The sequence below is a fragment of the Fibrella rubiginis genome (assembly GCF_017353185.1).
Taxonomy (GTDB): Bacteria; Bacteroidota; Bacteroidia; order Cytophagales; family Spirosomataceae; genus Fibrella; species Fibrella rubiginis.
Window position 1 is genome coordinate 278,080 of record NZ_JAFMYV010000010.1, and the last position, 21,528, is coordinate 299,607.

15 protein-coding genes are annotated in these 21,528 nt (G+C 56.4%); 6 read left to right on the top strand and 9 right to left on the bottom strand.

Annotated elements, in window-relative coordinates; genetic code table 11:
* Window positions 1-331: 331 nt before the first annotated feature.
* From J2I47_RS19515 to J2I47_RS19535, 5 genes are all read right to left on the bottom strand, one after another.
* Window positions 332-1,288: an AAA family ATPase gene (locus tag J2I47_RS19515; RefSeq protein ID WP_207366274.1), complete on the bottom strand. Its 957-nt coding sequence runs from the start codon at window positions 1,286-1,288 to the stop codon at window positions 332-334.
* 123 nt (window positions 1,289-1,411) lie between these two features.
* The gene (locus J2I47_RS19520) at window positions 1,412-2,212 is read right to left on the bottom strand and encodes an FAD binding domain-containing protein (RefSeq protein WP_207366275.1); all 801 of its coding nucleotides are present in this window, start codon (window positions 2,210-2,212) and stop codon (window positions 1,412-1,414) included.
* Window positions 2,213-2,308: 96 nt separating this feature from the next.
* The gene (locus J2I47_RS19525; protein ID WP_207366276.1) at window positions 2,309-4,684 is read right to left on the bottom strand and encodes a xanthine dehydrogenase family protein molybdopterin-binding subunit; all 2,376 of its coding nucleotides are present in this window, start codon (window positions 4,682-4,684) and stop codon (window positions 2,309-2,311) included.
* Window positions 4,685-4,796: 112 nt separating this feature from the next.
* Window positions 4,797-5,339: a (2Fe-2S)-binding protein gene (locus J2I47_RS19530; RefSeq protein ID WP_207366277.1), complete on the bottom strand. Its 543-nt coding sequence runs from the start codon at window positions 5,337-5,339 to the stop codon at window positions 4,797-4,799.
* A gap of 15 nt (window positions 5,340-5,354) precedes the next feature.
* Window positions 5,355-5,813, bottom strand: a complete 459-nt coding sequence (locus J2I47_RS19535) for an SRPBCC family protein (protein ID WP_207366278.1) — start codon at window positions 5,811-5,813, stop codon at window positions 5,355-5,357.
* Between the two features lie 157 nt (window positions 5,814-5,970).
* Between J2I47_RS19535 and J2I47_RS19540 the strand changes: the two genes are divergently transcribed.
* Entirely contained in the window at window positions 5,971-7,017 is a 1,047-nt protein-coding gene (locus tag J2I47_RS19540; RefSeq protein ID WP_207366279.1) for a glycoside hydrolase family 43 protein, read from the top strand.
* A gap of 34 nt (window positions 7,018-7,051) precedes the next feature.
* Here the strand turns inward: J2I47_RS19540 and J2I47_RS19545 are convergent, their stop codons facing one another.
* Window positions 7,052-8,203, bottom strand: a complete 1,152-nt coding sequence (locus J2I47_RS19545) for a cysteine desulfurase family protein (protein ID WP_207366280.1) — start codon at window positions 8,201-8,203, stop codon at window positions 7,052-7,054.
* Window positions 8,204-8,433: 230 nt separating this feature from the next.
* On the opposite strand from J2I47_RS19545, the gene J2I47_RS19550 reads away from it, so the two are divergent.
* Window positions 8,434-13,362: a fibronectin type III domain-containing protein gene (locus tag J2I47_RS19550; protein WP_207366281.1), complete on the top strand. Its 4,929-nt coding sequence runs from the start codon at window positions 8,434-8,436 to the stop codon at window positions 13,360-13,362.
* Window positions 13,363-13,431: 69 nt separating this feature from the next.
* On the opposite strand, the gene J2I47_RS19555 is transcribed toward J2I47_RS19550, so the two are convergent.
* The 3 genes from J2I47_RS19555 to J2I47_RS19565 all read right to left on the bottom strand — a co-directional run bounded on the left by J2I47_RS19555 (window position 13,432) and on the right by J2I47_RS19565 (window position 16,113).
* Window positions 13,432-14,505, bottom strand: coding sequence for a toast rack family protein (locus J2I47_RS19555; RefSeq protein WP_207366282.1), 1,074 nt, complete (start codon window positions 14,503-14,505; stop codon window positions 13,432-13,434).
* Window positions 14,506-14,610: 105 nt separating this feature from the next.
* Window positions 14,611-15,135 (bottom strand): PspC domain-containing protein, encoded by a 525-nt coding sequence (locus tag J2I47_RS19560; protein WP_207366283.1) that lies wholly within the window; start codon window positions 15,133-15,135, stop codon window positions 14,611-14,613.
* Window positions 15,136-15,384: 249 nt separating this feature from the next.
* Window positions 15,385-16,113, bottom strand: coding sequence for a copper homeostasis protein CutC (locus J2I47_RS19565; RefSeq protein WP_207366284.1), 729 nt, complete (start codon window positions 16,111-16,113; stop codon window positions 15,385-15,387).
* A 114-nt stretch (window positions 16,114-16,227) separates the two neighbouring features.
* Here J2I47_RS19565 and J2I47_RS19570 point away from each other — a divergent pair, with 114 nt between their 5' ends.
* The 4 genes from J2I47_RS19570 to J2I47_RS19585 all read left to right on the top strand — a co-directional run bounded on the left by J2I47_RS19570 (window position 16,228) and on the right by J2I47_RS19585 (window position 21,474).
* Window positions 16,228-17,298 (top strand): isoaspartyl peptidase/L-asparaginase family protein, encoded by a 1,071-nt coding sequence (locus tag J2I47_RS19570; protein ID WP_207366285.1) that lies wholly within the window; start codon window positions 16,228-16,230, stop codon window positions 17,296-17,298.
* 114 nt (window positions 17,299-17,412) lie between these two features.
* Complete coding sequence (locus J2I47_RS19575) at window positions 17,413-18,399, top strand: DUF6807 domain-containing protein (RefSeq protein ID WP_207366314.1); 987 nt, start codon at window positions 17,413-17,415, stop codon at window positions 18,397-18,399.
* A 7-nt stretch (window positions 18,400-18,406) separates the two neighbouring features.
* On the top strand, window positions 18,407-19,696 hold the full coding sequence (locus tag J2I47_RS19580) for an AAA family ATPase (RefSeq protein WP_207366286.1): 1,290 nt from the start codon (window positions 18,407-18,409) through the stop codon (window positions 19,694-19,696).
* Window positions 19,697-19,818: 122 nt separating this feature from the next.
* Window positions 19,819-21,474, top strand: a complete 1,656-nt coding sequence (locus tag J2I47_RS19585; RefSeq protein ID WP_207366287.1) for a S8 family serine peptidase — start codon at window positions 19,819-19,821, stop codon at window positions 21,472-21,474.
* The last annotated feature ends 54 nt before the right edge of the window (window positions 21,475-21,528 follow it).

The window sequence follows — 21,528 nt, forward strand, 5'->3', positions numbered from 1 at the left end:
CGAAAATGATCAATCAGCAGTCCGGTATCAATCATTAGGATCTTGTCCGCCATTGGTTGATAGATTGTCTGGTTTCTTCCAACGTTGTAAGCTGTTCGTCGGTCAGCGTAGGGCCGGTTAACAGGAGGTTGGTTAGCTTATTGTCCCTAGCGTTGGGCTGAGATTCCGTCGATAATTCGTTTTGGAGCATAGCTTTCTCCGCTGGACTGAGTTGCCTGACAAGAATGAGCAACTCCTGAAAAGGGATATTCAATTTGATTTCCATAGCTTATCATCAAGATTATACAGGCGTTTAATCTGCTAAGGCAGATGGTATATAAACATACAAATTTCACAAACTGTCCCACTTCGAGACGATGCCTGTTTTGTCGTATAGTTCGCTGAGGGAGAGCTGCACGTGGCGGACGTCTTTCCAGTCTTTGAGGATTACGCCGAGGGTTTGTTCGATGATGTCTTTCTCGAGGTGATCAATGTGGAGGGCGGCGAGGGCCATTGCCCAGTCGAGAGTTTCGGCGATACCGGGTGTTTTTTCAAGGCGTAACGGGCGCAGTGCCTGCATAAAGAGGCAAATTTGTTTGGCCAGGGTGGTGTCGATATCGGGGACTTTAGCCAGCACAATGGCCAGTTCTTTATCGTAGTCTGGGTAGTCTATGTAGAGGTAGAGGCAGCGACGACGCAGGGCCTCCGACAGTTCGCGGACGCGGTTGCCCGTTACTACTACATACGGAATGTGTGTGGCCTGGATGGTGCCAATTTCGGGAATCGTGATTTGCCAGTCGGACAGGACTTCTAGCAGGAAACTTTCAAACTCTTCGTCGGCGCGGTCAATCTCGTCGATCAGCAGAACGGGCGATTTATGATGCGTAATGGCTTGGAGCAGAGGCCGTTTTAGGAGAAATTTATCAGAGAAAAGGGTTTCCTCGTAGTGTGTGTTAATGCCAGCGATGCTATCAGACTGACCGCCCGCCTTAGTGATGGCATCGCTGGCATTAACACGCTCACCAATCTCCAGCATTTTCAAGTGCAGGAGTTGCCGTTGGTAATTCCATTCGTAGAGGGCGTGGCTAGCGTCAAGACCTTCGTAGCCTTGCAGCCGAATCAGGTCCGTATTGAGGGCCAGCGCCATCACTTTGGCAATCTCGGTTTTACCCACACCGGCAGGGCCTTCGATGAGTAGCGGTTTTTTGAGTTGCAGGGCCAGAAACACCGACATTACCACCTGTGGGTCCGTCTGGTAGCCTTGATTTTCGAGTAACGCCTGAATGGATTCGCGGGTGTGTTGGATCATGAAAGGGTTGTTTGTCTGTTTGTGGGTTTGTCTGTTTGGTTGTTAACCAACGTTTTATTTCGTCAATTAATAATGACACAGACAACCAACAAACAGATCAACGAACAAACAGACAAACCTTTTTTACGCTACCGCCGCCAGCGCCCGGTTTAAATACACGTTGGCCAGGTGCTTGCGGTATTCTTCAGAGGCATAATGATCAGACAGGATGGACATGCCTGCGGCGGCTTCGGCGGGTTGGCCGCTGCTAAGTTGCTCTTCGGCCTTTTTGTCGCGGAAGGGAGCCTCCGATACGCCCGAAAAGGCTACGCGCAGCTTACCATCGGCGCTTTTCACAACGGCACAGCCTACAATGGCGTAGCGCGAGGCGGGCTGCGAAAACTTCTGGTAGGTCATTTTGGCCCCGTCGTGGAGTGGCACCCGAATCTGGGTAATCAGCTCATTTTCATGCAACGCCGTGCTGAACAGACCCGTAAAAAACTGCTCTGCCTTTACTTTACGGGTGCCCGATGGCCCCTGCATGACAATGGTGGCGTCGGCGGCGATGATCATGGCGGGCCAGTCGGCGGAGGGGTCAGCGTGGGCAATGGACCCACCAATGGTACCCCGGTTGCGCACCGACGGGTCGCCGATTTGGCTCGCGCCCGTGGCAAACATGGGCAGGTGCTTTTTGACCAGGTCCGAAGCGGCTATGGCCCCGTGGGTAACACCCGCGCCGATCACGAGTTCGCTGCCATCGACAGAGATACCTTTGAGTTCAGGCAAGCGACCTACGTCAACAAGCACGTCGGGCGCGTTGAGGCGCAGTTTCATGGTCGGAATCAGGCTGTGGCCGCCGCTGAGGGCTTTACCACCATCGGCCAGCATACCGACTGCATCGGCTACGCTGCTGGCGCGTTTATATTGGAAAGGGTAGGTTATCAAGGGGATTTAACGTTTAAGGTTTAACGTCTAAAGTTGCTCCGCATGGGTGAGTCCGAATGCGAAGCAACTTTAGACCTTGAACATTGGACATGTAACTCAGTTATTCATTGCCCGCCACACACGCTCTGGTGTCATGGGCATGAGGATGTCTTTCACCTGGTGACCGCCGCTCCAGAGGGCGTCGATGACGGCGTTGACTACGGCGGGGGTAGAACCGATGGCCCCGGCCTCACCGGCCCCTTTCACACCCAGCGGATTGTGGGGGCAGGGCGTGGTGCGGCGGTCGGTCTCAAACAGGGGCAGGTCGTCGGCGCGGGGCATGCAATAGTCCATGTAGGTGCCGTTGGTGAGCTGCGCGTTTTCGTCGTAGATCGTGCCCTCGAACATGGCCTGCCCGATACCCTGCGCCAGTCCGCCGTGAATCTGCCCGTCAACAATCATGGGGTTGATCACGTTGCCCACGTCATCTACGGCAATCATGCGTTTCAGCGTTGTTTTGCCCGTTTCCTTATCCACTTCCACCACCGCAATGTGGCAGCCGAAGGGATACGTAAAGTTGGCGGGGTCATAGAAGCTGGAGAAATCGAGGCCGGGTTCGAGGCCGGCGGGGTATACGTGCGGTACGTAGGCAGTGAGGGCCACGTCGCCGAAACCGATAGACTTGTCGGTGCCTTTTACGGTCCATTTACCTTCATCATAGGTCAGGTCACCTTCGGCGCATTCCAGTTTATGGGCGGCGATCTTGGCACCTTTTTCCAGCACTTTGTCAATGCTTTTCATAATGGCCGAACCGCCCACTGCCAGCGAACGTGAGCCGTAGGTGCCCATGCCAAACGCGACCGTGTCGGAGTCGCCGTGAACGAGTTCAACGTCTTCCATCGGAATGCCCAGCTTGTCGGCCACGACCTGCACAAAGGTGGTCTCGTGTCCCTGCCCATGCGAGTGTGAGCCAGTGAATACGCTCACCTTGCCCGTGGGCTGGACCCGTACCTGCGCTGACTCATACAGACCGGCGCGGGCACCCAGCGCACCCACCACCGCTGAGGGGGCAATACCGCAGGCTTCTACGTAGGTGGAGAAGCCCACGCCAAGCAATTTGTTGGTTTTAGCGGCTTCCTGCTGCGCCGCGCGGAAATCATTGTAGCCTAACATCTCCAGGCCGCGTTCCAGCACGGGGGCATAGTCGCCGGAGTCGTATTGTAAGGCCACCTGCGTTTGGTAGCCCGGCTCGTTTACCCCGTCGAATTTGGGAATGAAGTTTTTGAAGCGCAGTTCGGCGGGGTCCATGCCCATTTCGAGCGCGGCGAGGTCCATGAGGCGCTCCAGCAGGTACGTCGCTTCGGGCCGACCAGCACCGCGGTAGGCATCAACGGCAACCGTGTGCGTGAAGACGCAGGTCATGTCGATGTTGATTTTCGGCGTCACGTACAGGCCCTGTAACAGCGTGCCATGCAGATAGGTAGGCACTGCCGGGGCAAAGGTTGACAGGTAGGCGCCCATGTTGGCCACGGTTTTGATCCGCAGGCCCATCACGTTGCCGTCGGCGTCGAAACCCATTTCGGCTTTGGTCACGTGGTCGCGGCCGTGAGCATCCAGCAGGAACGCCTCTGACCGGTCGGAGGTCCACTTTACGGGCTGACCGATCTGTTTTGAGGCCCAGGTTACCAAGGCCTCTTCCGTATAGTGGTAGATTTTCGACCCAAAACCGCCCCCCACATCGGGGCCCACTACGCGTACTTTGTGTTCGGGGATGCCCAGCACGAAAGCGCACATGAGCAGCCGAATCAGGTGCGGGTTCTGCGTTGAGGTGTAGAGCGTGTACTTGTCGGCCATCTCGTCGTAGGCACCGATGTAAGCCCGTGGCTCCATCGCGTTGGGTACAACCCGCTGATTGACAAACTCCAACGTAGTCACGTGCGCGGCAGCGGCCATGGCGGCGTCTACTTCCTCAATGGGGTTGCCCAGCGACCAGTCGAACGCCGTGTTATCGGGAAACTGCTCGTGCACTTTGGGTGCGCCGGGTTTAAGGGCCTCGGCGGGATTGGCTACCGCGGGTAGTTCGTCCCACTCCACCATCACGCTTTCGGCAGCGTCGGTGGCGATGGCTTTGGTTTCGGCAATGACAATGGCTACGGCATCACCGGCATGTTTGGCGGTGCTGCCCGTAGGGATCAGCATGGGGTGCTTGGGTTCGCGCATGGTCTCGCCATTGCGGAAATTCACCTGCCAGCCGCAGGGAACCCCGTTGATGTCGGCCACATCGTCGCCGGTATAAATGGCGATTACGCCGGGCATTGCTTTCGCCTCGGTCATGTCGATACTTACCACGCGGGCGTGGGCGTAGGGGCTGCGGACAAAGTGGGCATGGAGCATGCCGGGCAGCACAATATCGTCGGTATAACGGCCTTTTCCGGTGATAAAACGCTTGTCTTCAACGCGCTTTATAGACTGGCCAATGAATTTGTTGCTCATTTTTTGAAGGAAGAGGGTTCAAGGTTTGATGTCTAAGGTTTAACGTTGCTTCGCGATGGTTGTACTTCGCGAAGCAACGTTAAACCTTAGACATTAAACCTTGAACTAGTTTCTAAACTGCCGCAGGCTCTGTGGTGGGTTCGTTGGTCCAGACGTGGTGATCGGCGAGGAGGGGCGCAGGGGTATGGTCGGCGGCCCATTGAATGGCTTTCACGATGTTGTGATAGCCCGTGCAGCGGCAGATGTTTCCTTCTAGTGCCTCCCGGATATCGTGTTCCGAGGGGTTGCGTTGACGGCTGAGCAGGTCGGCGGCGGTCATGATCATGCCGGGGGTGCAGAAGCCGCATTGCAGACCGTGGCACTCTTTGAAGCCTTCCTGAAGCGGGTGTAGCTGCCCGATGGTGCCGTTGGCATTAAACTGCGCGAGGCCCTCGATGGTGGTCACGGTGCAGCCATCGGCCTGGGCGGCGAGCAGGGTGCAGGACTTTACCGCCACGCCATCGACATGAACGGTGCAGGACCCGCACGAGGAAGTATCGCAGCCCACGTGGGTGCCGGTGAGGCGTAGGTTGTCGCGGAGGAAATCGACCAAAAGGGTCCGGTCCTCCAGGTCCGCTTGTCGGACTTTGCCGTTTACTGTGAGGTTAACTTGCATAGGGGGAGAAAGGGGTTATGAATGCGTAGTAGGGTCTGCCGCTAGTTCGTTTTCGACATTGGCGAAGAACTGCTTGGTCAGGGTAGTGGCCACGCCCGAAATGACGCGCTGCCCCGTGCGGGCCAACAGGCCTGACAGGCGGGCGTTGCCGTCGAAGGAGATCTCGGTTTGGGCATCGCTCAACGGTTTTAGTGCGATGCTGACGGTGGCGTCGGCGTTACCGATTTTGCTGTTTTGCTTAACGTGCAGCGTATAGCCCTCGTTTTCGCGGATGTCAGACAGCGACAACGTGCCGGTGAAGGCACCACTGACGGGACCAAGCTTGATCTCGGCAATGGCGAGGTATTCGTTCTCGGCTGTTTTTTCGAGCCTGGTCACCCCCGGCACCACACGGGCCAGTGTGTCGGTGTCCATGAGCATGGTCCAGATAGTGGACACAGGTGCATCGAGGGTATGCGAACCGGTTAATTCCATAGGATAAAAGGAAAGGGAAGGCTCCGCAACAGGGTGTTGTACGGGCTATAAATATGCGTACAAAAAATTACATTTTTCGATGTGGATCTATTTTTAACGGATTGGTAATCTGACAATAGGGATGGTGTTTACTTTTACCCGTCAAACCCAATTGCTAATGAAATTCTACCCTATCGCTTTCTCCTGCCTGAGCAGCTTAGCCGCGGTTGCCCAGCCTAAAACCCAGCCCGTTTCGCAACCGTTGGTGTCGAACATCTACACCGCCGATCCCTCCGCGCATGTCTTCAATGGAAAGTTGTATATCTATCCCTCACATGATATCGAATCCGGGGTGAAGGAAGATGATAACGGCGCCCATTTCGATATGCGCGACTACCATGTGCTCTCGATGGATTCGCCCGGCGTGGATTCGCCCGCGGGCAAGGTGACAGACCATGGCGTGGCCCTTTCTGTAAAAGACATTCCGTGGGCGGGGCGGCAACTTTGGGCACCCGACGCGGCGGTTAAAAACGGGACCTACTACCTGTACTTTCCGTTAAAAGACAAAGAGGATGTTTTCAGGATAGGCGTGGCGACGAGCAAGCATCCTGAAGGACCGTTTACTCCCGAAAAAGCGCCCATGGCGGGTACATACAGCATTGACCCCTGCGTTTTCGCCGATGTTAATGGCGAGTATTACATGTACTTCGGCGGGATTTGGGGCGGTCAGTTGCAACGCTGGAACAACAACCACTACACGGCTGATGCCAAACTGCGTACCCCCGACGAAGCGGCTATTTTGCCCCGCGTTGCCCGGCTGGCTGCCGACATGAAACACCTGGCCGAAGCACCTAGAGAAGTGCAGTTGCTCGACGAAACAGGTAAGCCATTTTTGGAAAAAGACAACGCCAAGCGCTTTTTTGAAGCGGCCTGGGTGCATCGCTACAAGGGCAAATACTACTTCTCGTATTCGACCGGCGACACCCACAACATCGCCTACGCCATCGGAGACAGCCCCTACGGCCCGTTTACCTACAAAGGTGTAGTGCTACCTCCTGTGCAAGGCTGGACAAACCATCATTCTATTGTTGAGTTCAAGGGTAAGTGGTACCTGTTTTATCACGATGTACAACTGTCGGGCAAGACCCATTTGCGCAACGTTAAAGTCGCAAAGTTGACGTATAATCCCGACGGGACGATTGTGCCGGTTTCGGCGTACAGGTAGGGGCAGCAGAGCGCGTAGCCGCCAAAGCACCAAGCTATTTAAGAAGGCTCACACTCCTCTGCTCTACCACACTGATTACATGCTGAATTGCCTTATCAATATCGGCCTCTGTCGTATGGCGGCCCAGGCTGAAGCGGACGGAGGCGTAGGCCAGATCGTCGGAGAGGCCAAGGGCTTTGAGCACGTGCGAGGGGTCGGTGGAGGCGGCGGTGCAGGCAGAGCCGTTAGACACGGCAATCTCGTTCAGGCTCATCAACAACGCTTCGCCGTCGACGTTCGGGAAAGCCAGATTCGTGGTGTTGGGCAAGCGGTGCATCTGGCTGCCATTTATACGTACATCAGGAAAATGGGCCAAAATACCCCTTTCGAGGCGATCCCGGAGGACCGCCAAGCGCGGGGCTTCGGTAGCCATGGCTGCCTGAGCTAGTTCGGCGGCTTTTCCCAGCGCCACGATGCCCGGCACGTTCAACGTACCTGACCGGCGACCGCGTTCATGCCGACCCCCATCCTGCTGGGCTATCAAAGGCGTCTTTTTGCGGACATACAAGGCTCCGATGCCTTTGGGCGCATACAATTTATGGCCCGACAAACTCAACAAATCAATCTTGGTTTGGCCCAGGTCGATGGGCAGTTTACCCACAGCCTGGGTGGCGTCGGTGTGGAAGAGTGCGCCCTGGTCATGTACCCGTTCGGCAATGGCTGCAATGGGTTGAATGGTACCGGTTTCGTTGTTGGCCCACATCACCGACACCAGTACGGTGGCGGGGGTCATAGCGGCAGTAACCTGTTCGGGCGTGATGAGGCCATCGGCGTCGGGCTGGAGGTAGGTGATGTCGGCGCCAAGCTGGGCCAGGTGTTCGCACACGTCGAGTACAGCCTTGTGTTCGGTCTGGACCGTAATGATGTGATTGCCCCGGTGCTGGTTGGCCTCGAAAACGCCTTTCAGAGCCAGATTAATGCTTTCGGTAGCCCCACCCGTGAACACAAGCTCGACGGGAGACGCTCCCAGCAGATCGGCCAGTTGCTGGCGGGCGTGGGCCACGGCATCTTCCGCTTTCAGGCCAAACACGTGCGTTCGCGAGGCCGCGTTGCCGAAGTGTTGGGTGAAATAAGGCAACATCGTTTCCAGCACCCGTGGGTCAACGGGCGTCGTGGCGTTATGATCGAGATAGATGGGGTACTGCATAGACAAGGGCTATGACGATGGCACTACTTTTTTGTGCGCAACTGCCTCCGAAGATAGAACGCGCAGGAGACAGATAGGCCATAAACACCGCGTTTTTTTGATCTGACGACTCAATTTGACGCTGTTGATTCACAGCAACAAGTTTGTTTTCAGTCACTAAGCGAACTACTGTATATGTTCACTTATATTGACTCACTTTTAAGTAGCACAAATCTCACCATGGCCTATTTATGACTAGACTCCTTTACCTGCTTTTGTTTGCTTCTACCTTTTTGTATGCCACCAACACCAAAGCTGCTGGATGGACCGGCAAGGCTGATTCGTATACCCTCGCTACGTCGTCTATATCAGGTACGTCTGCCGAACTGAGCTGGTCGGGTAGTGGCCCGGCTACCCGGTTCGATCTTCGATGGCGCAAACAGGGGGCTGCCCAGTGGATTACTACGTCAGATATTCAGGCAACCAGTTTTCTGCTGACTGACCTGGAAGCAGGGCAATCCTATGAGTGGCAGTTGCTACCGGCAGGAGCAACGGTCTGGCTAGGCGGCCCCGCCACGTTCACAACCACCTACACCTGCCCGGTGCTATATACATATAGCCCGGTCAGCCTTTCGGCCACGGCGGCGCAGCTGTCGTGGTCATCGCCGTATCCGTCTACGCCAACCGACGTGTCTACCGTTGAATTCAGGCCTACGGGCGTCACGTCCTGGTCGAGCGTTACGTTTGCCACACCCTATTATTACAGCGGCTACCTGACCAATCTTACGCCCTCAACGACGTATGAATGGCGGGTACGTGCCACCTGTTCACCGTTTTCGAGCGTGGCCACCTTCACAACGCCTGCCTGCTCAATGGTGGATACTCAGGTAGCCCCATTGGCCACGACGGCCCAGTTTCGCTGGCAAACGGTTAACGGGGCCACGGCTACGTTCCGTTGGCGCCCGCAGGGCGGAACCTGGTCGACGGTGACGAACCCCGTGGGTAATTACCCGGCGCAGTACCAGCTAAGCGGCCTTACGCCCAATGCCGTCTACGAGTACCAGGTGCAGCCCGTCTGTGGCACCGTTGTGGGTACGCCGTCGGCACCGGTCGCGTTCACCGCCTCGTGCAACGCCCCAAACTCCCTGAGCCTGGGCGCTATTACGGCAACCAATGCCACCATTACCTGGCGAGGAAACTACAAGGGCTTCTACGATTTTTCGTATGCAGTTCAGTACCGGCCAATAACGTCGCCCGTCAGTTCGTGGTCAGCAGGAAACAATTATTCGAATACGGCTACTAACGCCGCTTATGATTTCTATACCTCGATTGGTGGCCTGAATGCGGACACACCCTACGAGGTACGGGTGCAGACAACCTGCCCCGGTCCAACAACGTCGGCATTTACCGACCCGCCGGTTAGTTTCAGCACGACCGGCTGCGTCAGTACGGCCTCGAATCTCTATAGCTCCATTCAGTCGGTCAACGCCGTAAGTTTCAACTGGTCTGGCAGCTATGAGAATTACTACGCCGTTCAGTACCGGGTTGCTGGTACCTTGCCCTGGACTCAGGTTGGTCCGCCCAGCTATCCAGGCAATACCTCGGCCTATATACAGGGGCTACAACCAGGTACGAAGTATGAGTGGCAGGTGGTCACGTACTGTTCGCCCACCCAGGCAGCGTTGCCCACGGCTATCCAGTCGTTTACGACAGCGGCCTGCTCTAGTAGCCGCCTTGCCAACTTCAGCACCACCCCCGACCATAACACGGCTTCGGTTAGCTGGACGGAACAATACCCCGCTACCTACCAGTATGTTGTGCGTTATCGGCTGGCTGGTGCCGGCTCCTATACCACGCTTTCGGCCCAATCCAGTCAGATGGCTACCCTGACGGGCCTGACCAACAATACCGCCTACGAATGGCAGGTAGCTCCGGTATGTAGCGGCACGGCCACGTCGCTCTCCTTCACCGCCCCACAACCGTTTACCACCACCTGCCGACAGGCGGCCTACTCGTTGTCGACCAATGGCAATCGGGGCACTGCCCGGCAATTGACGTGGTATAGCAACGCCTCAGACTATAACCAGACGTATCTTGTTCGTTACCGGCCTCAGGGAGGGAATTGGGTTGATCAGACAATTAATTCGACCACGACGAGCCCAGTGTTCAGCGTAACGGGCCTGCAACAGAACACCACCTATAACTGGGAACTGGCCCGGCAGTGTACGGCAGGCAGCAGTAGCACCTATACGGCAGGTCCGTCGTTTACAACCGAATGCCGCAACACCCTCTATAACTACGGTGCCAGTTCTATTACGGCAACAAAGGTCAGGTTGTCGTTCAGTGACAATACGTATGGCTCGACCTATCAGCTTCGTTACCGGTTGGTGGGCGCGTCGAACTGGACCGTCGTTCCGTCTCTGACAAACTCGTATTACACACTTACGGGTTTGACGCCTTATAGCCCCTACGAGTGGCAGGTGGCCGTACAATGCAGCGCCGACTTCATCAGCGACTTCTCGCCTACCCAAACTTTCGCTACCGACTGCGCCGTACCGACCGGTCTGTATGCCAGTTCGGGAGAAACGTACGCGTCATTCTCGTGGAGTTACAATGAAAACGTAACGGCTTATACCCTACAGTACCGGCAGCAAAACACCTCGGCCTGGACAACCGTAACCGTAGCCGGTAACGCATCGTATTACACACTAAATGGGCTGCGTGGTGCGTATGAATGGCGCATACAGGCTGATTGCGGCGGGGGTATTGTATCTGACTTTTCGGCCATCATGCCCTTTAGCACGTATTGCAGCGCCCCCGCCACCCCCACTGTCTCGAACATCAGCGCGTATGGGGCCACGGTAGCCTGGGGAGCTAATTCAACCGTGGCGCGGTATAACCTGCAATGGAAAACGGCTGGGTCGCCTACCTGGAACGTTATCACCGACCTTGCCCAGTCGCCGTATGTGCTCACCGGCCTGAACACCAATGATGCCTACATTGTGCGCGTGCAGGCGCAATGCGGTAATGCACAATCGGTTTATACACAAGCTGTTGGGTTTGGCGCAAGTTGTTCGGCACCTACGGCACTCTCGACTGCAGCCTACTACTACACGACCGAACAGGGACGGCAGTTTTTCTGGAATCAGGCCGTTGGTGGTAGCTATACCCTGCGTTGGCGACCCATAGTGCCGTCGGGCCAACCGGCTGCCGACTGGATTGTTCGGGAGAATACGACAACGGGCTATTTCGCCGCCCAGCTCTTGCCCGGCACCTATGAATGGCAGCTACGGCGGGTTTGTGTAAACGAGGCCACATCGGCCTTTGTGGGTGGCCCGACGTTCAGCGTTCCTGCCTGCCAGACCGACCTCATCACCACCTACGCCAGTAGCGTAGAAAGTACGTCGGCCACGTTGACCTATACACCCGGTGCCGTAACCGAACTACGCTGGCGGGCCGTGGGGGCGGGTGGCTGGAACGTAATATCGCAGATTGGTTACCCAAACGTGATCCTGACGGGGTTGACCGAAAACATGGCCTATGAATGGCAGGTGCGGGTGTTATGCCCCAACAGCCTGACCACGGCATTTGGTCCCTTGCAAACGTTTACGGCCTCCTGTGGCCCCCCTGCCAACCTGACTACCCGTTGCACCACGCCAACAACGGCCAATCTGAGTTGGAGTGGTCCGCAAAACAGTACGTATGAAGTGAACTGGCGGGTGACGGGGGCAGCGCCCTGGTCGAGCCTGACGGTGACGGGTACGCAGGCTTCCCTGGCTGCTTTAACCAGTGGTACCAGCTATGAATGGCGGGTGAGGCCTGCCTGTTCACCCGTGTCGGCAACGGACTTTGTGGGGCCGGTTACCTTCAGCACGTTCTGTAGCGCGCCAACCGGCCTGACAATCTACACGGGCAGTACTTGTGGTCAGGCAGTGCTAAGCTGGCAGGGAGGCTGCATGCCAACCAACAACTTTACCGTTCGGGTACGCATCAGCTATGGTGAATGGGTTGAATACACCACGTCTAATAACTCATTGGTATTGAACGGATTAACTTCGTCTGCTTATATCGACTATCAGGTTAAAGCCAGTTGTGGAACCGACTATTCTAACTATTCATTCATCTATTCTGGTAGTACGCTAACCTGTGCGCCCTGCAGTCCGGCCGTGCTCAGTCAGTCAGTGAGCAGCACGCTGGCATACCTGTCCTGGTCATCAGATAGCCCCGTAGCCGAGTTGCGGTGGCGGCCTGCCGGGGGTAACTGGACCACGGTTCAACCGACCACCAACAGCTATCTGCTCAACGGGCTTACAGTCAATACTATCTACGAATGGCAGGTACGTAACAGTTGCGCCGGACCGGCTGATTTTGGCCCCATATCGTTCTTCCGAACTCGCTGCGACGCGCCATTCACCGACATCAATGGGTTGTCGGTGGATGCCAACAATATCTGGTTCTTCTTTAGCCAGCCAGGCGGGCAAGCCTATGAGTTACGTTACCGGGCCGAAAACGGGGCCTGGATTACCCAGTCGGTTGCTGATTCGCCAGCCATCCTTAACGGACTGGCGGTCAACACCCGCTACGAACTACAACTGCGAACGGTGTGTAGTGCGGGGGTTATGTCGGGCTGGTCACCGTCGCGCTACGGCACCACCGCCTGCCCAATTCCCACCCGGTTATCTGCCGACCAGCTAACCGATAACTCCGTGCGCCTCAACTGGCGGTATGATCCCTACGTAGTAAACCGAAACTACCCCCGAACGCTGCGTTATCGCCCGTTGGGCAGCACAACCTGGACCACCAGCAACCTCAACGGCCTGCCGTTGTCGAGTGTGCTGAGCTACACGCTGACGGGCCTTAGCCCGCAAACCAGCTACGAGTGGCAGGTACTCTATGACTGCGGTGCGGGTGGCACGTCGGCTACGGGCGGTGGGCCTGTCACGTTCCGCACCACAGGCGCGGGGCCATCCTGCACGGCCATGACCACGGTTCAACAGGGTGACTGGACCGACGCGGCCACCTGGTCGTGTGGTCGCGTGCCAATCGCAACCGATAAGGTGCTTATTCGGCATACTGTGCTTATCCCTAACGCGTCAACGGGGCGTGCCCTGCGGGTGGGCTATGAAACAGGTGGACGGGTTCGGATGGGTGCCGGGGCCAAATTGGTGCTGGGCCAATAAGGGTTGCTAAACAAAAAGCCCCCGCCAACCGGCAGGGGCTTTTTTCAACAGATGTGTAGGACTCATTAATTAGTAGCGATCCACTTCAAAGTGGCTCATGCCACCGTCGTAGCGAATCGTAATCTTTTTGGCGGCTTTGTCGTAACCGGGGCTGAGGTAGGTGTTGTTGCCCACCCGCTCGAAATCATCGTCGATGTCGGTAGCGTTCATGCCGCCGTCGGTGGTGATTTTGACCCCGGCGCTTTGCGGCACCCGGATATTCACCGACGTCATACCCGATGAGATTTTCACGTCAGACTGCGCGGCTTTGTCGCCCAGTTTCAGGTCAATGCCCGCCGCGCCGGCGTCGATTTTCAACGACTTCACGGCGTAACGGCTTAGGTCGAAATCGCCCGAACCGGCCCCAAAATCGAGCACCATGTCCCAGAGTGGCTTCTCGTTGAGCTGCACTTTCACCGTCCCGAAATCAGAATGGTCGTTAAAGTTGAAATGCGCCCTTGAATTCTTCGTCGGTTCCAGCCGGATGGTTGGTGTCTGGGCATTGCGGTCAATGCTCATGCCATAGGTGTTGATCGTCCGGGTTTTCGCGTCGATCAGGCGGCTGGTCGGCTCGTCGATGGTGAACTTGGCAGCACCACCTTCCAGTACAAATTTGGCTTCGGCAGGAGCGATGGCAGGCATGTCTTCACTGTAACTCCCACTCCGCAATTCCGTATTATCCTCGTCGTCACTGTCGTCGCCATCGTCCGAATCATCGTTGTCGTCGGTGTAGTCATCGTCATTATCCTCGTCATTTGAGTCATACGCACCTGGTGGCGAAGGTGGTGACGGGGGCGAGGGTGGGTCGATATTCATCGACAGGTCACGACCGTAACGATGGTGACGGCCTACGTAGCTAAATAGCCAGAAAGGCAGGGCAATGGCGAGAATAACGGTGAAGAACGTAGACAGGACAGATCGCCCGGATCCTGGTTCTTCCCGACGAAACAGGAGAGCAATACCAGCCAAAATGAGCAGTATGGGCCACAAACCGCGCACAAAGTACCAGTCGGGCATGGGGAACAGGTTCCAGTTGCGGGCCAAAAACAACACGCCGAGCGTGATGCAAAGCAGGCCCCAGAAATAACCGCGTCGGGTGTACATAGGAAGGGAGTTTTCAGTTTGGAGTTTGGAGTTTACAGTTGCTTCGCCAGCTACACTAAACTGGCGAAGCAACTGTAAACTGAAAACTCCAAACTGAAAACTGGTTTAGAGTTGGTTGATGGTCCGGTCTGGATCGTAGGGGTCGTTTGACGGGGGGGTAGGGCGATTGTCGGGGACGTCGTGGGGGGTAGAACCCGTTGAGCGTCCGAACAGGTCTTCACCTGGTTTGCGGTCGCGTACCACCAGCCATACGCCAAAGCCGATCAGCAGCAGAGGCCATATGTCGCGGAAATCAATGTCGGTATACCGTTCCAGCAGGGCTATTACGCCCAGGATAATGAGGATAGCACCGCCAATGAGGTTGCCGTTTCGTTTTTGTTCAGGATTAGCCATAAAAAGGGGGGTTGAAAAAACAGTAGACTGCGGTTGGGGCATACCACCAAATTGATGTTCAGGCAGTACGATCCACAAGATAATGTACAGGATAAGACTGGGTGCCGACGGTATGAACAAACCAGCCACAAACAGTACCCGAATCAAGGTACGGTCAATACCAAAATAGTGGGCCAATCCGGCCGCTACGCCCCCAATCTGTGCTTCGTCGAGGTAACGTTCCAGGCGTTTCTCCATGTCAGTGGTTAGAATTTGGATGTTGGATGCCGGACGCTGAATGCTCACTGTTTCTGCCGCCCAATGTGCGGCGTCCACTAGTCAGCGTCCAGTAGCCCCTTTCCTTGCATCAAACCTACAGTCGTTGTGATGAGCGGCAAATAGACTTGGTAAGAGCGGATACGGGTTTGGATAAAGGGGTGTTTTTATGGTTAGTTGGCAATGCATAGTAGCATGTAATGAGCAGCGAAGCGTACGATCTTCGCTGACCTAGCTAATCAGGCTCACCACTGCCCGTACTGCGGCTTCGCTGGTACTGATGCGGTCATATTCGCCAGGAGAAGTGGTGGCCATAGGAACGCCATTGCGGCGGAAAATCATGGGGCTGATTTCGGTGCTGCTGCCGCTCATGTGCAGGTGAGAAACGCCTGTGTTAGCCAACAGCCGGGCATTTTCAGGTTTTACGCCCGACCCGGCCATGATCTCAATCCGTCCCGCCGACTGCTTTACCAGGGCTTCGAGCAAGGTAATACCGGCTTCGGCCTGTGCCTGTTGTCCCGATGTGAGCACGCTCTGGATACCGAGCGACAGTAGCACGTCGAGAGCTTCGTGGGGGTCGCGGGTAAGGTCGAATGCGCGATGGAACGTGACGGGTAGGGGCGAGGCAAGTTGAATTAACCGACGGGTGGCATGGGCATCCACGCGGCCATCGGGCAGAAGTACGCCGAACACAAGTCCATCAGCCCCGGCATCGCGGGCAGCGGCAATGTCGGCTTCCATCACGGCGAGTTCGGCTTCGTCGTAGACAAAATCACCACCCCGTGGCCGAACCATCACCCTAATGGGCAAGGTTGTCGCGGCCCGTGCCTGCCTGATCAGGCCAATGCTGGGCGTAATGCCTCCCTCTGCCCGTCCACTACACAACTCAATCCGGTGTGCCCCGGCCCGTTGGGCAGCCAGGCAATCAGCTACGGAATAAGCACAGATTTCGAGATGCATGGGGGGAGCGTGGTAAGTGCTGAGTAGTAAATAGTAAGTTTGCTTCCGCAAGAGAATTATGCTTGCGGAAGCAAACTTACTATTTACCACTCAGCATTTACCACGCTCCCCCCCATGCTCAATCGTCGCTATTTTCTTCGTTTCACTGCCTTGTTGCCTACCCTGTCTACGGCTGATTTATGGGCTAAACCAAAGGCTATCCGTGCACTGCCCAAGCCCATTGTGCTTTCGACCTGGGACAGTGGCGTAACGGCCAACAAAGGTGCCTGGTCGGTGCTGACGAAAGGCGGGCGGGCCATCGACGCAATGGAACAGGCGGGCATTGCCATCGAAAATGAGCAAAGCTGCTGCGTGGGCCTCGGTGGTAACCCCGACCGCGACGGTCACGTGACCCTCGACGCCTGCATCATGGACGACAAGTTTAACTGCGGGTCGGTGGCGTTTTTGGAGCGGATCAAACATCCCGTTTCGGTGGCCCGGAAGGTGATGGACAGCACGCCCCACGTCATGCTGGTGGGTGAGGGCGCGCAACAATTTGCCCTGGCCAACGGCTTCGCGCTGGAGCCGGACGTGCTCTCGGCCGAGGCGCAGAAGACCTACCAGACCTGGCTGAAAAAATCGGAATACAAGCCCATCATCAACATCGAAAATGGCGCAGGGTCGGGTAAGGCAACTGGGACCAGAAAGAAAGGTGGCGGGCCTTATGTCGATGAGTTTGCTCCGAATTATTTTGACGACGGCACCCCCAACCACGACACCATGGGCACGGTGGCGATGGATGCGGCGGGCAACCTGTCGGGCATGTGTACCACCAGTGGCATGGCGTTTAAAATGCGGGGCCGCGTGGGCGACTCGCCGCTGATCGGGCCGGGGCTGTATGTAGACAATGAAGTGGGGGCCGTAACGGGTTCGGGGCAGGGTGAAGAGGTGATCAGGATGTGTGGGGCACACACGATTATCGAACTGATGCGGCAGGGGCTTTCGCCTAAAGCAGCCTGCAAACAGGCTATTGAACGGATTGTGAAGCGTGACCCGATGCGGGCCAAAGACTTCCAGGTGGGCTTCATCGCCATCAGTAAATCGGGTGAAATCGGGGCATACGCTGTGCAGAAAGGGTTTTCATACACCCTCACCACGCCCGACGTGACGCACGTGGTCTATCCCGCCGAGAGCTATTTTGCCTAGTAGAACATGGCCCCTGCCTCCTTTTTCGGGCAAAAAACAACGTCGCCCCAACCTATGACTACGCGCCTTCCTATTGCCTTTTCGTTGCTGATTGGCCTGGCACTTACTGCCTTCATGCCACCCGCCAAGCAGCGCGTTACCCTTAAGCGCGAGAAGCAGCGCGTAGCCGTACTGGTGGATGGAAAGCTGTTTACGGCCTTTATTTATCCCGACGCATCGGTGTTGAAAAAGCCTGCTCTGTACCCTATACTGACGGCTACGGGCAACCCCATTACCCGCGGCTGGCCCCTGGACCCCCGCCCCGGCGAGCGCGTTGACCATCCGCACCATGTGGGTATGTGGTTCAACTACGGCGACGTGAACGGCCACGATTTCTGGAATAACTCCAACGACCTGGGCCCTGACCATAAAGGGCCGATGGGCACCATCGTAACCACCAACATTGCCCGGCTGAACGAAGAGGGCAACCGTGCCGAGCTGACCGTTGAGGCCGACTGGCAGGACAGCGCCGGAAAACCGATGCTCAAAGAATCGACCCTGTACACGTTTGAAGCCGACGGACAAACCCGCCGCATTGACCGGCAGACCACGCTTACGGCTTTGACCGGCGACGTGACGTTTAAAGACAACAAAGAAGGCCTGGTGGCTATTCGGGTGGCCCGCCAACTGGAACACCCCTCGACCAAAGCCGAAATTTTCACCGACGCCAGCGGCAAGGCCACGCCGGTTGCATCGCTCAACAACGAGGGCATCACGGGCCACTACCACAGTGCCGTTGGCAAAGAAGGCGACGCCGTTTGGGGCACCCGCGCCCCCTGGGTGGCGCTAACGGGCACCCTCACGGGCAACGAACCTGTTTCGGTTGTGCTGTTCGATAATCCGAAGAATATAGGCTACCCAACCTACTGGCACGCAAGGGGTTATGGTCTCTTTGCGGCTAATCCGCTGGCGCCGAGTGTGATGTCGTCGGGTAAAGATGCGCCCATGAACTATGTCCTGAAAGCGGGTCAGTCTGTCACCTTCCGCCACCGTCTGCTTATTGCTCCCGGTACCCTGAACGAGAGCCAATTGACCCAGGAAGCAGCGCGTTTTGGCAAGTAAACCAGGTATGACGATTGACATTCCAGAACAGTCGCTTGTTCTGCTGATTGGCGCTACCAGTTCGGGTAAATCGACCTTTGCGCGCCAGCATTTCAGGGCTACCGAAATTATCTCGTCTGACCAGTGTCGGGCGTATGTAGCGGATGACGAAAACGATCAGTCAGTCACCAGCGACGCCTTCGACCTGCTCCATTACTGGACGGCCCTGCGCCTGAAACGGGGCAAGCTCACGGTGATCGACGCCACCAATGTGCAGCATTTTGCCCGTAAATCGCTGCTGCAACTGGCCCGCGAGCATCACATGAACGCGGTGGCCATTGTGTTCGATCTGCCAGATCGGTTGCTTATCGACCGCCACCATGCCCGACCTGACCGCCACTTTGCTGACCAGGTCATCAGCCATCAGCAGCGTGATCTGCATAAGTCGCTGAATGGCCTGCACAAGGAAGGATTTGGGCACGTATTCAGGCTTGAATCAGCGGCAGCTATAGCGGCGGTGACCGTTCGGCGCACGAAGTCAGTGCCTATGAGTAGCCCTGAAAATGGCCCATTCGACATTATTGGCGACGTACATGGCTGCCTGACCGAACTGCGTGAGTTGCTGGTGAAGCTGGGTTACTTTATCAGTAAAGACCCCGACGGCACCGAACGCGTGGCGCATCCGGCAGGGCGCAACGCCTTTTTTGTGGGTGACCTCGTCGACCGGGGACCCGATTCGGTGGGGGTGCTGCGGCTGGTGATGCAGATGGTAACCGACAACACCGCCCTTTGTGTGTTGGGCAACCACGATGACAAGCTAGGCCGGTACTTGTCGGGGAGAAAGGTGACGCTCAGCCACGGTCTGTCAGAAACAGTGGCCCAGCTGAACAGGGAGCCTGCCGAATTTCAGCAACAGGTCAAAGCGTTCATTACCAGTTTGGTAGTCTATTACATAGTCGATAAGGGCAGGCTGCTGGTGGCACACGCGGGTCTGAAAGAAAGCCTGCAGGGTCGGAATGACGGAGCCGTGCGGGCATTCTGTTTATATGGCGACACGAACGGGCAGACCGATGAGCTTGGCCTGCCTGTTCGCCTCAACTGGGCAGCTGACTACAAAGGAAAAGCTACCGTCGTGTATGGGCACACGCCCGTTGCTGAAGCCCAATGGGTGAATAATACCATCGACATTGACACAGGCTGCGTATTTGGCGGCAGACTTACGGCCCTGCGCTATCCCGAACGCGAACTAGTGTCGGTACCGGCCCGTGACCTGTATGCCCAACCCAAACGACCTTTTCTGGATAGGCACACGGCCTGATCGTCAACCAGTAGAGCTACATTTTCTCGTAGATTGATCTCCAAACCTGCTTTTGCTTTAAAAAGGGTTAAATGCGTGTCCATTTGGAGCAGAAACGCCCACCAAATACGTTAGTTGCTTATATGAGAAAAACACACCATCTGCGGCTCCTTTCGTTGGCCGCGCTTGCCTGCTTCACCGCAGTTGGGCAGGGATTTGCTCAACCGATGGCTCCAAAACCACAGGGCAAATTCAACCAGTGGGCTTATAAAGACCCCGCCACAGATTCTATTGCAGGCATCAGCCTCGATAAAGCCTACAAATTGCTCCAGGGCCGCAAGTCGGTGCCCGTTACGGTGGGCGTGGTCGATTCGGGGATTGACATTGCCCATGAAGACCTGCGCGACGTGGTATGGGTGAACCCGAAAGAGACACCCGGCAACAACGTCGACGACGATAAAAACGGGTACGTAGACGACGTGAACGGCTGGAATTTCATGGGTGCCAAAGACGGCACGACCTACGAAAGCGACCAGGACGAACTCGGCCAGATCTACACCATCTGGGGCCCTAAATATGATAAGGCCAACCCCGAAAAATTATCGGCTAAGGAGAAAAAGGAGTACGACATTTACCAGAAAGCGAAGGCCCGGTATGCCCAAAGCCGCCTGAAATCGGAGCTATGGAAGGTAGCCATCCGCGACACGGCCAACTTCAACCGGGGCATTAGTCAGGTAGTGGCGGCGTTGAAAGGCAAGCCCTTTGCCCGCACCAGCCTGTCGGCGGCAGAGGTGGGTACGGACTCAGCCGCCCTGGGTGCGAAATCGATCCTGGATGAGGTATTCTCGCCTGATCTGGGGTCGTTTGAATACATGGCTTTTGCGCTGAAAGCTTCTTTCCAGCGCCTGAAGCCTATTTTGCTGTCAGAAGCAGAGAAAGCGTATAACCCTGGCTCGGATGCCCGCAAGGCCGTGGGCGACGACCCGGCCAACCCCAACGAACGGTACTACGGCAGTCCGAAACTGATCATCGGTGAGTCGGAAGAACTGGCCATGCACGGTTCGCACGTGGCGGGCATTATCGGTGCCAAACGCGGTAACAACATTGGTGTAGACGGCGTGGCCGATAACGTGCGGCTGATGATGGTGGGTGTAGTGCCCAGCGGTGGCGACGAGCGCGACAAAGACGTGGCCAACGGTATTCGATACGCCGTTGACAACGGAGCCAAAGTGATCAATATGAGCTTCGGCAAGCGGTTTTCGCCCTACAAAGACGCGGTCGACGCGGCCATCCGGTATGCCGAAGAGAAAGATGTGCTGTTGGTACACGCCGCTGGCAATGACGGTCAGAACGTAGACTCGCTGGCCAATTACCCCCGCCCCGAATACGAAGATGGGCGCGTAGCGAAAAATTTCATTTCGGTGGGCAACTCGACCATGCGGTTTGGCAAAGGCCTGCCCGCTTCATCGTCGAACTACGGTCAGCAGAAAGTGGACCTGTTCGCGCCTGGCACCGACATTGATAATACGACGCCCCACAATGGCTATCAGAGCCTGACGGGTACAAGTATGGCGGCTCCCTGCGTGGCGGGGGTGGCAGCCCTGCTGCGTTCTTACTTTCCCAACCTGACGGCGGTGCAGGTGAAAGAAATTCTGATGAAAAGTAGCTACAAGCCCGATATGCTGGTGCGTCTGCCCGGCCGCACGGGTGGTTCGCTGGTGAAATTCAGCACCCTCAGCAAATCAGGCGGTATTGTCAACGCGGCCGAAGCTGTGGAGCTGGCAATGACGTATAAATAGTCAGAAGAGCCGGTACGAAGCGAGTCCTGTTGGTCTGGAAAGTTCTCAATAAGA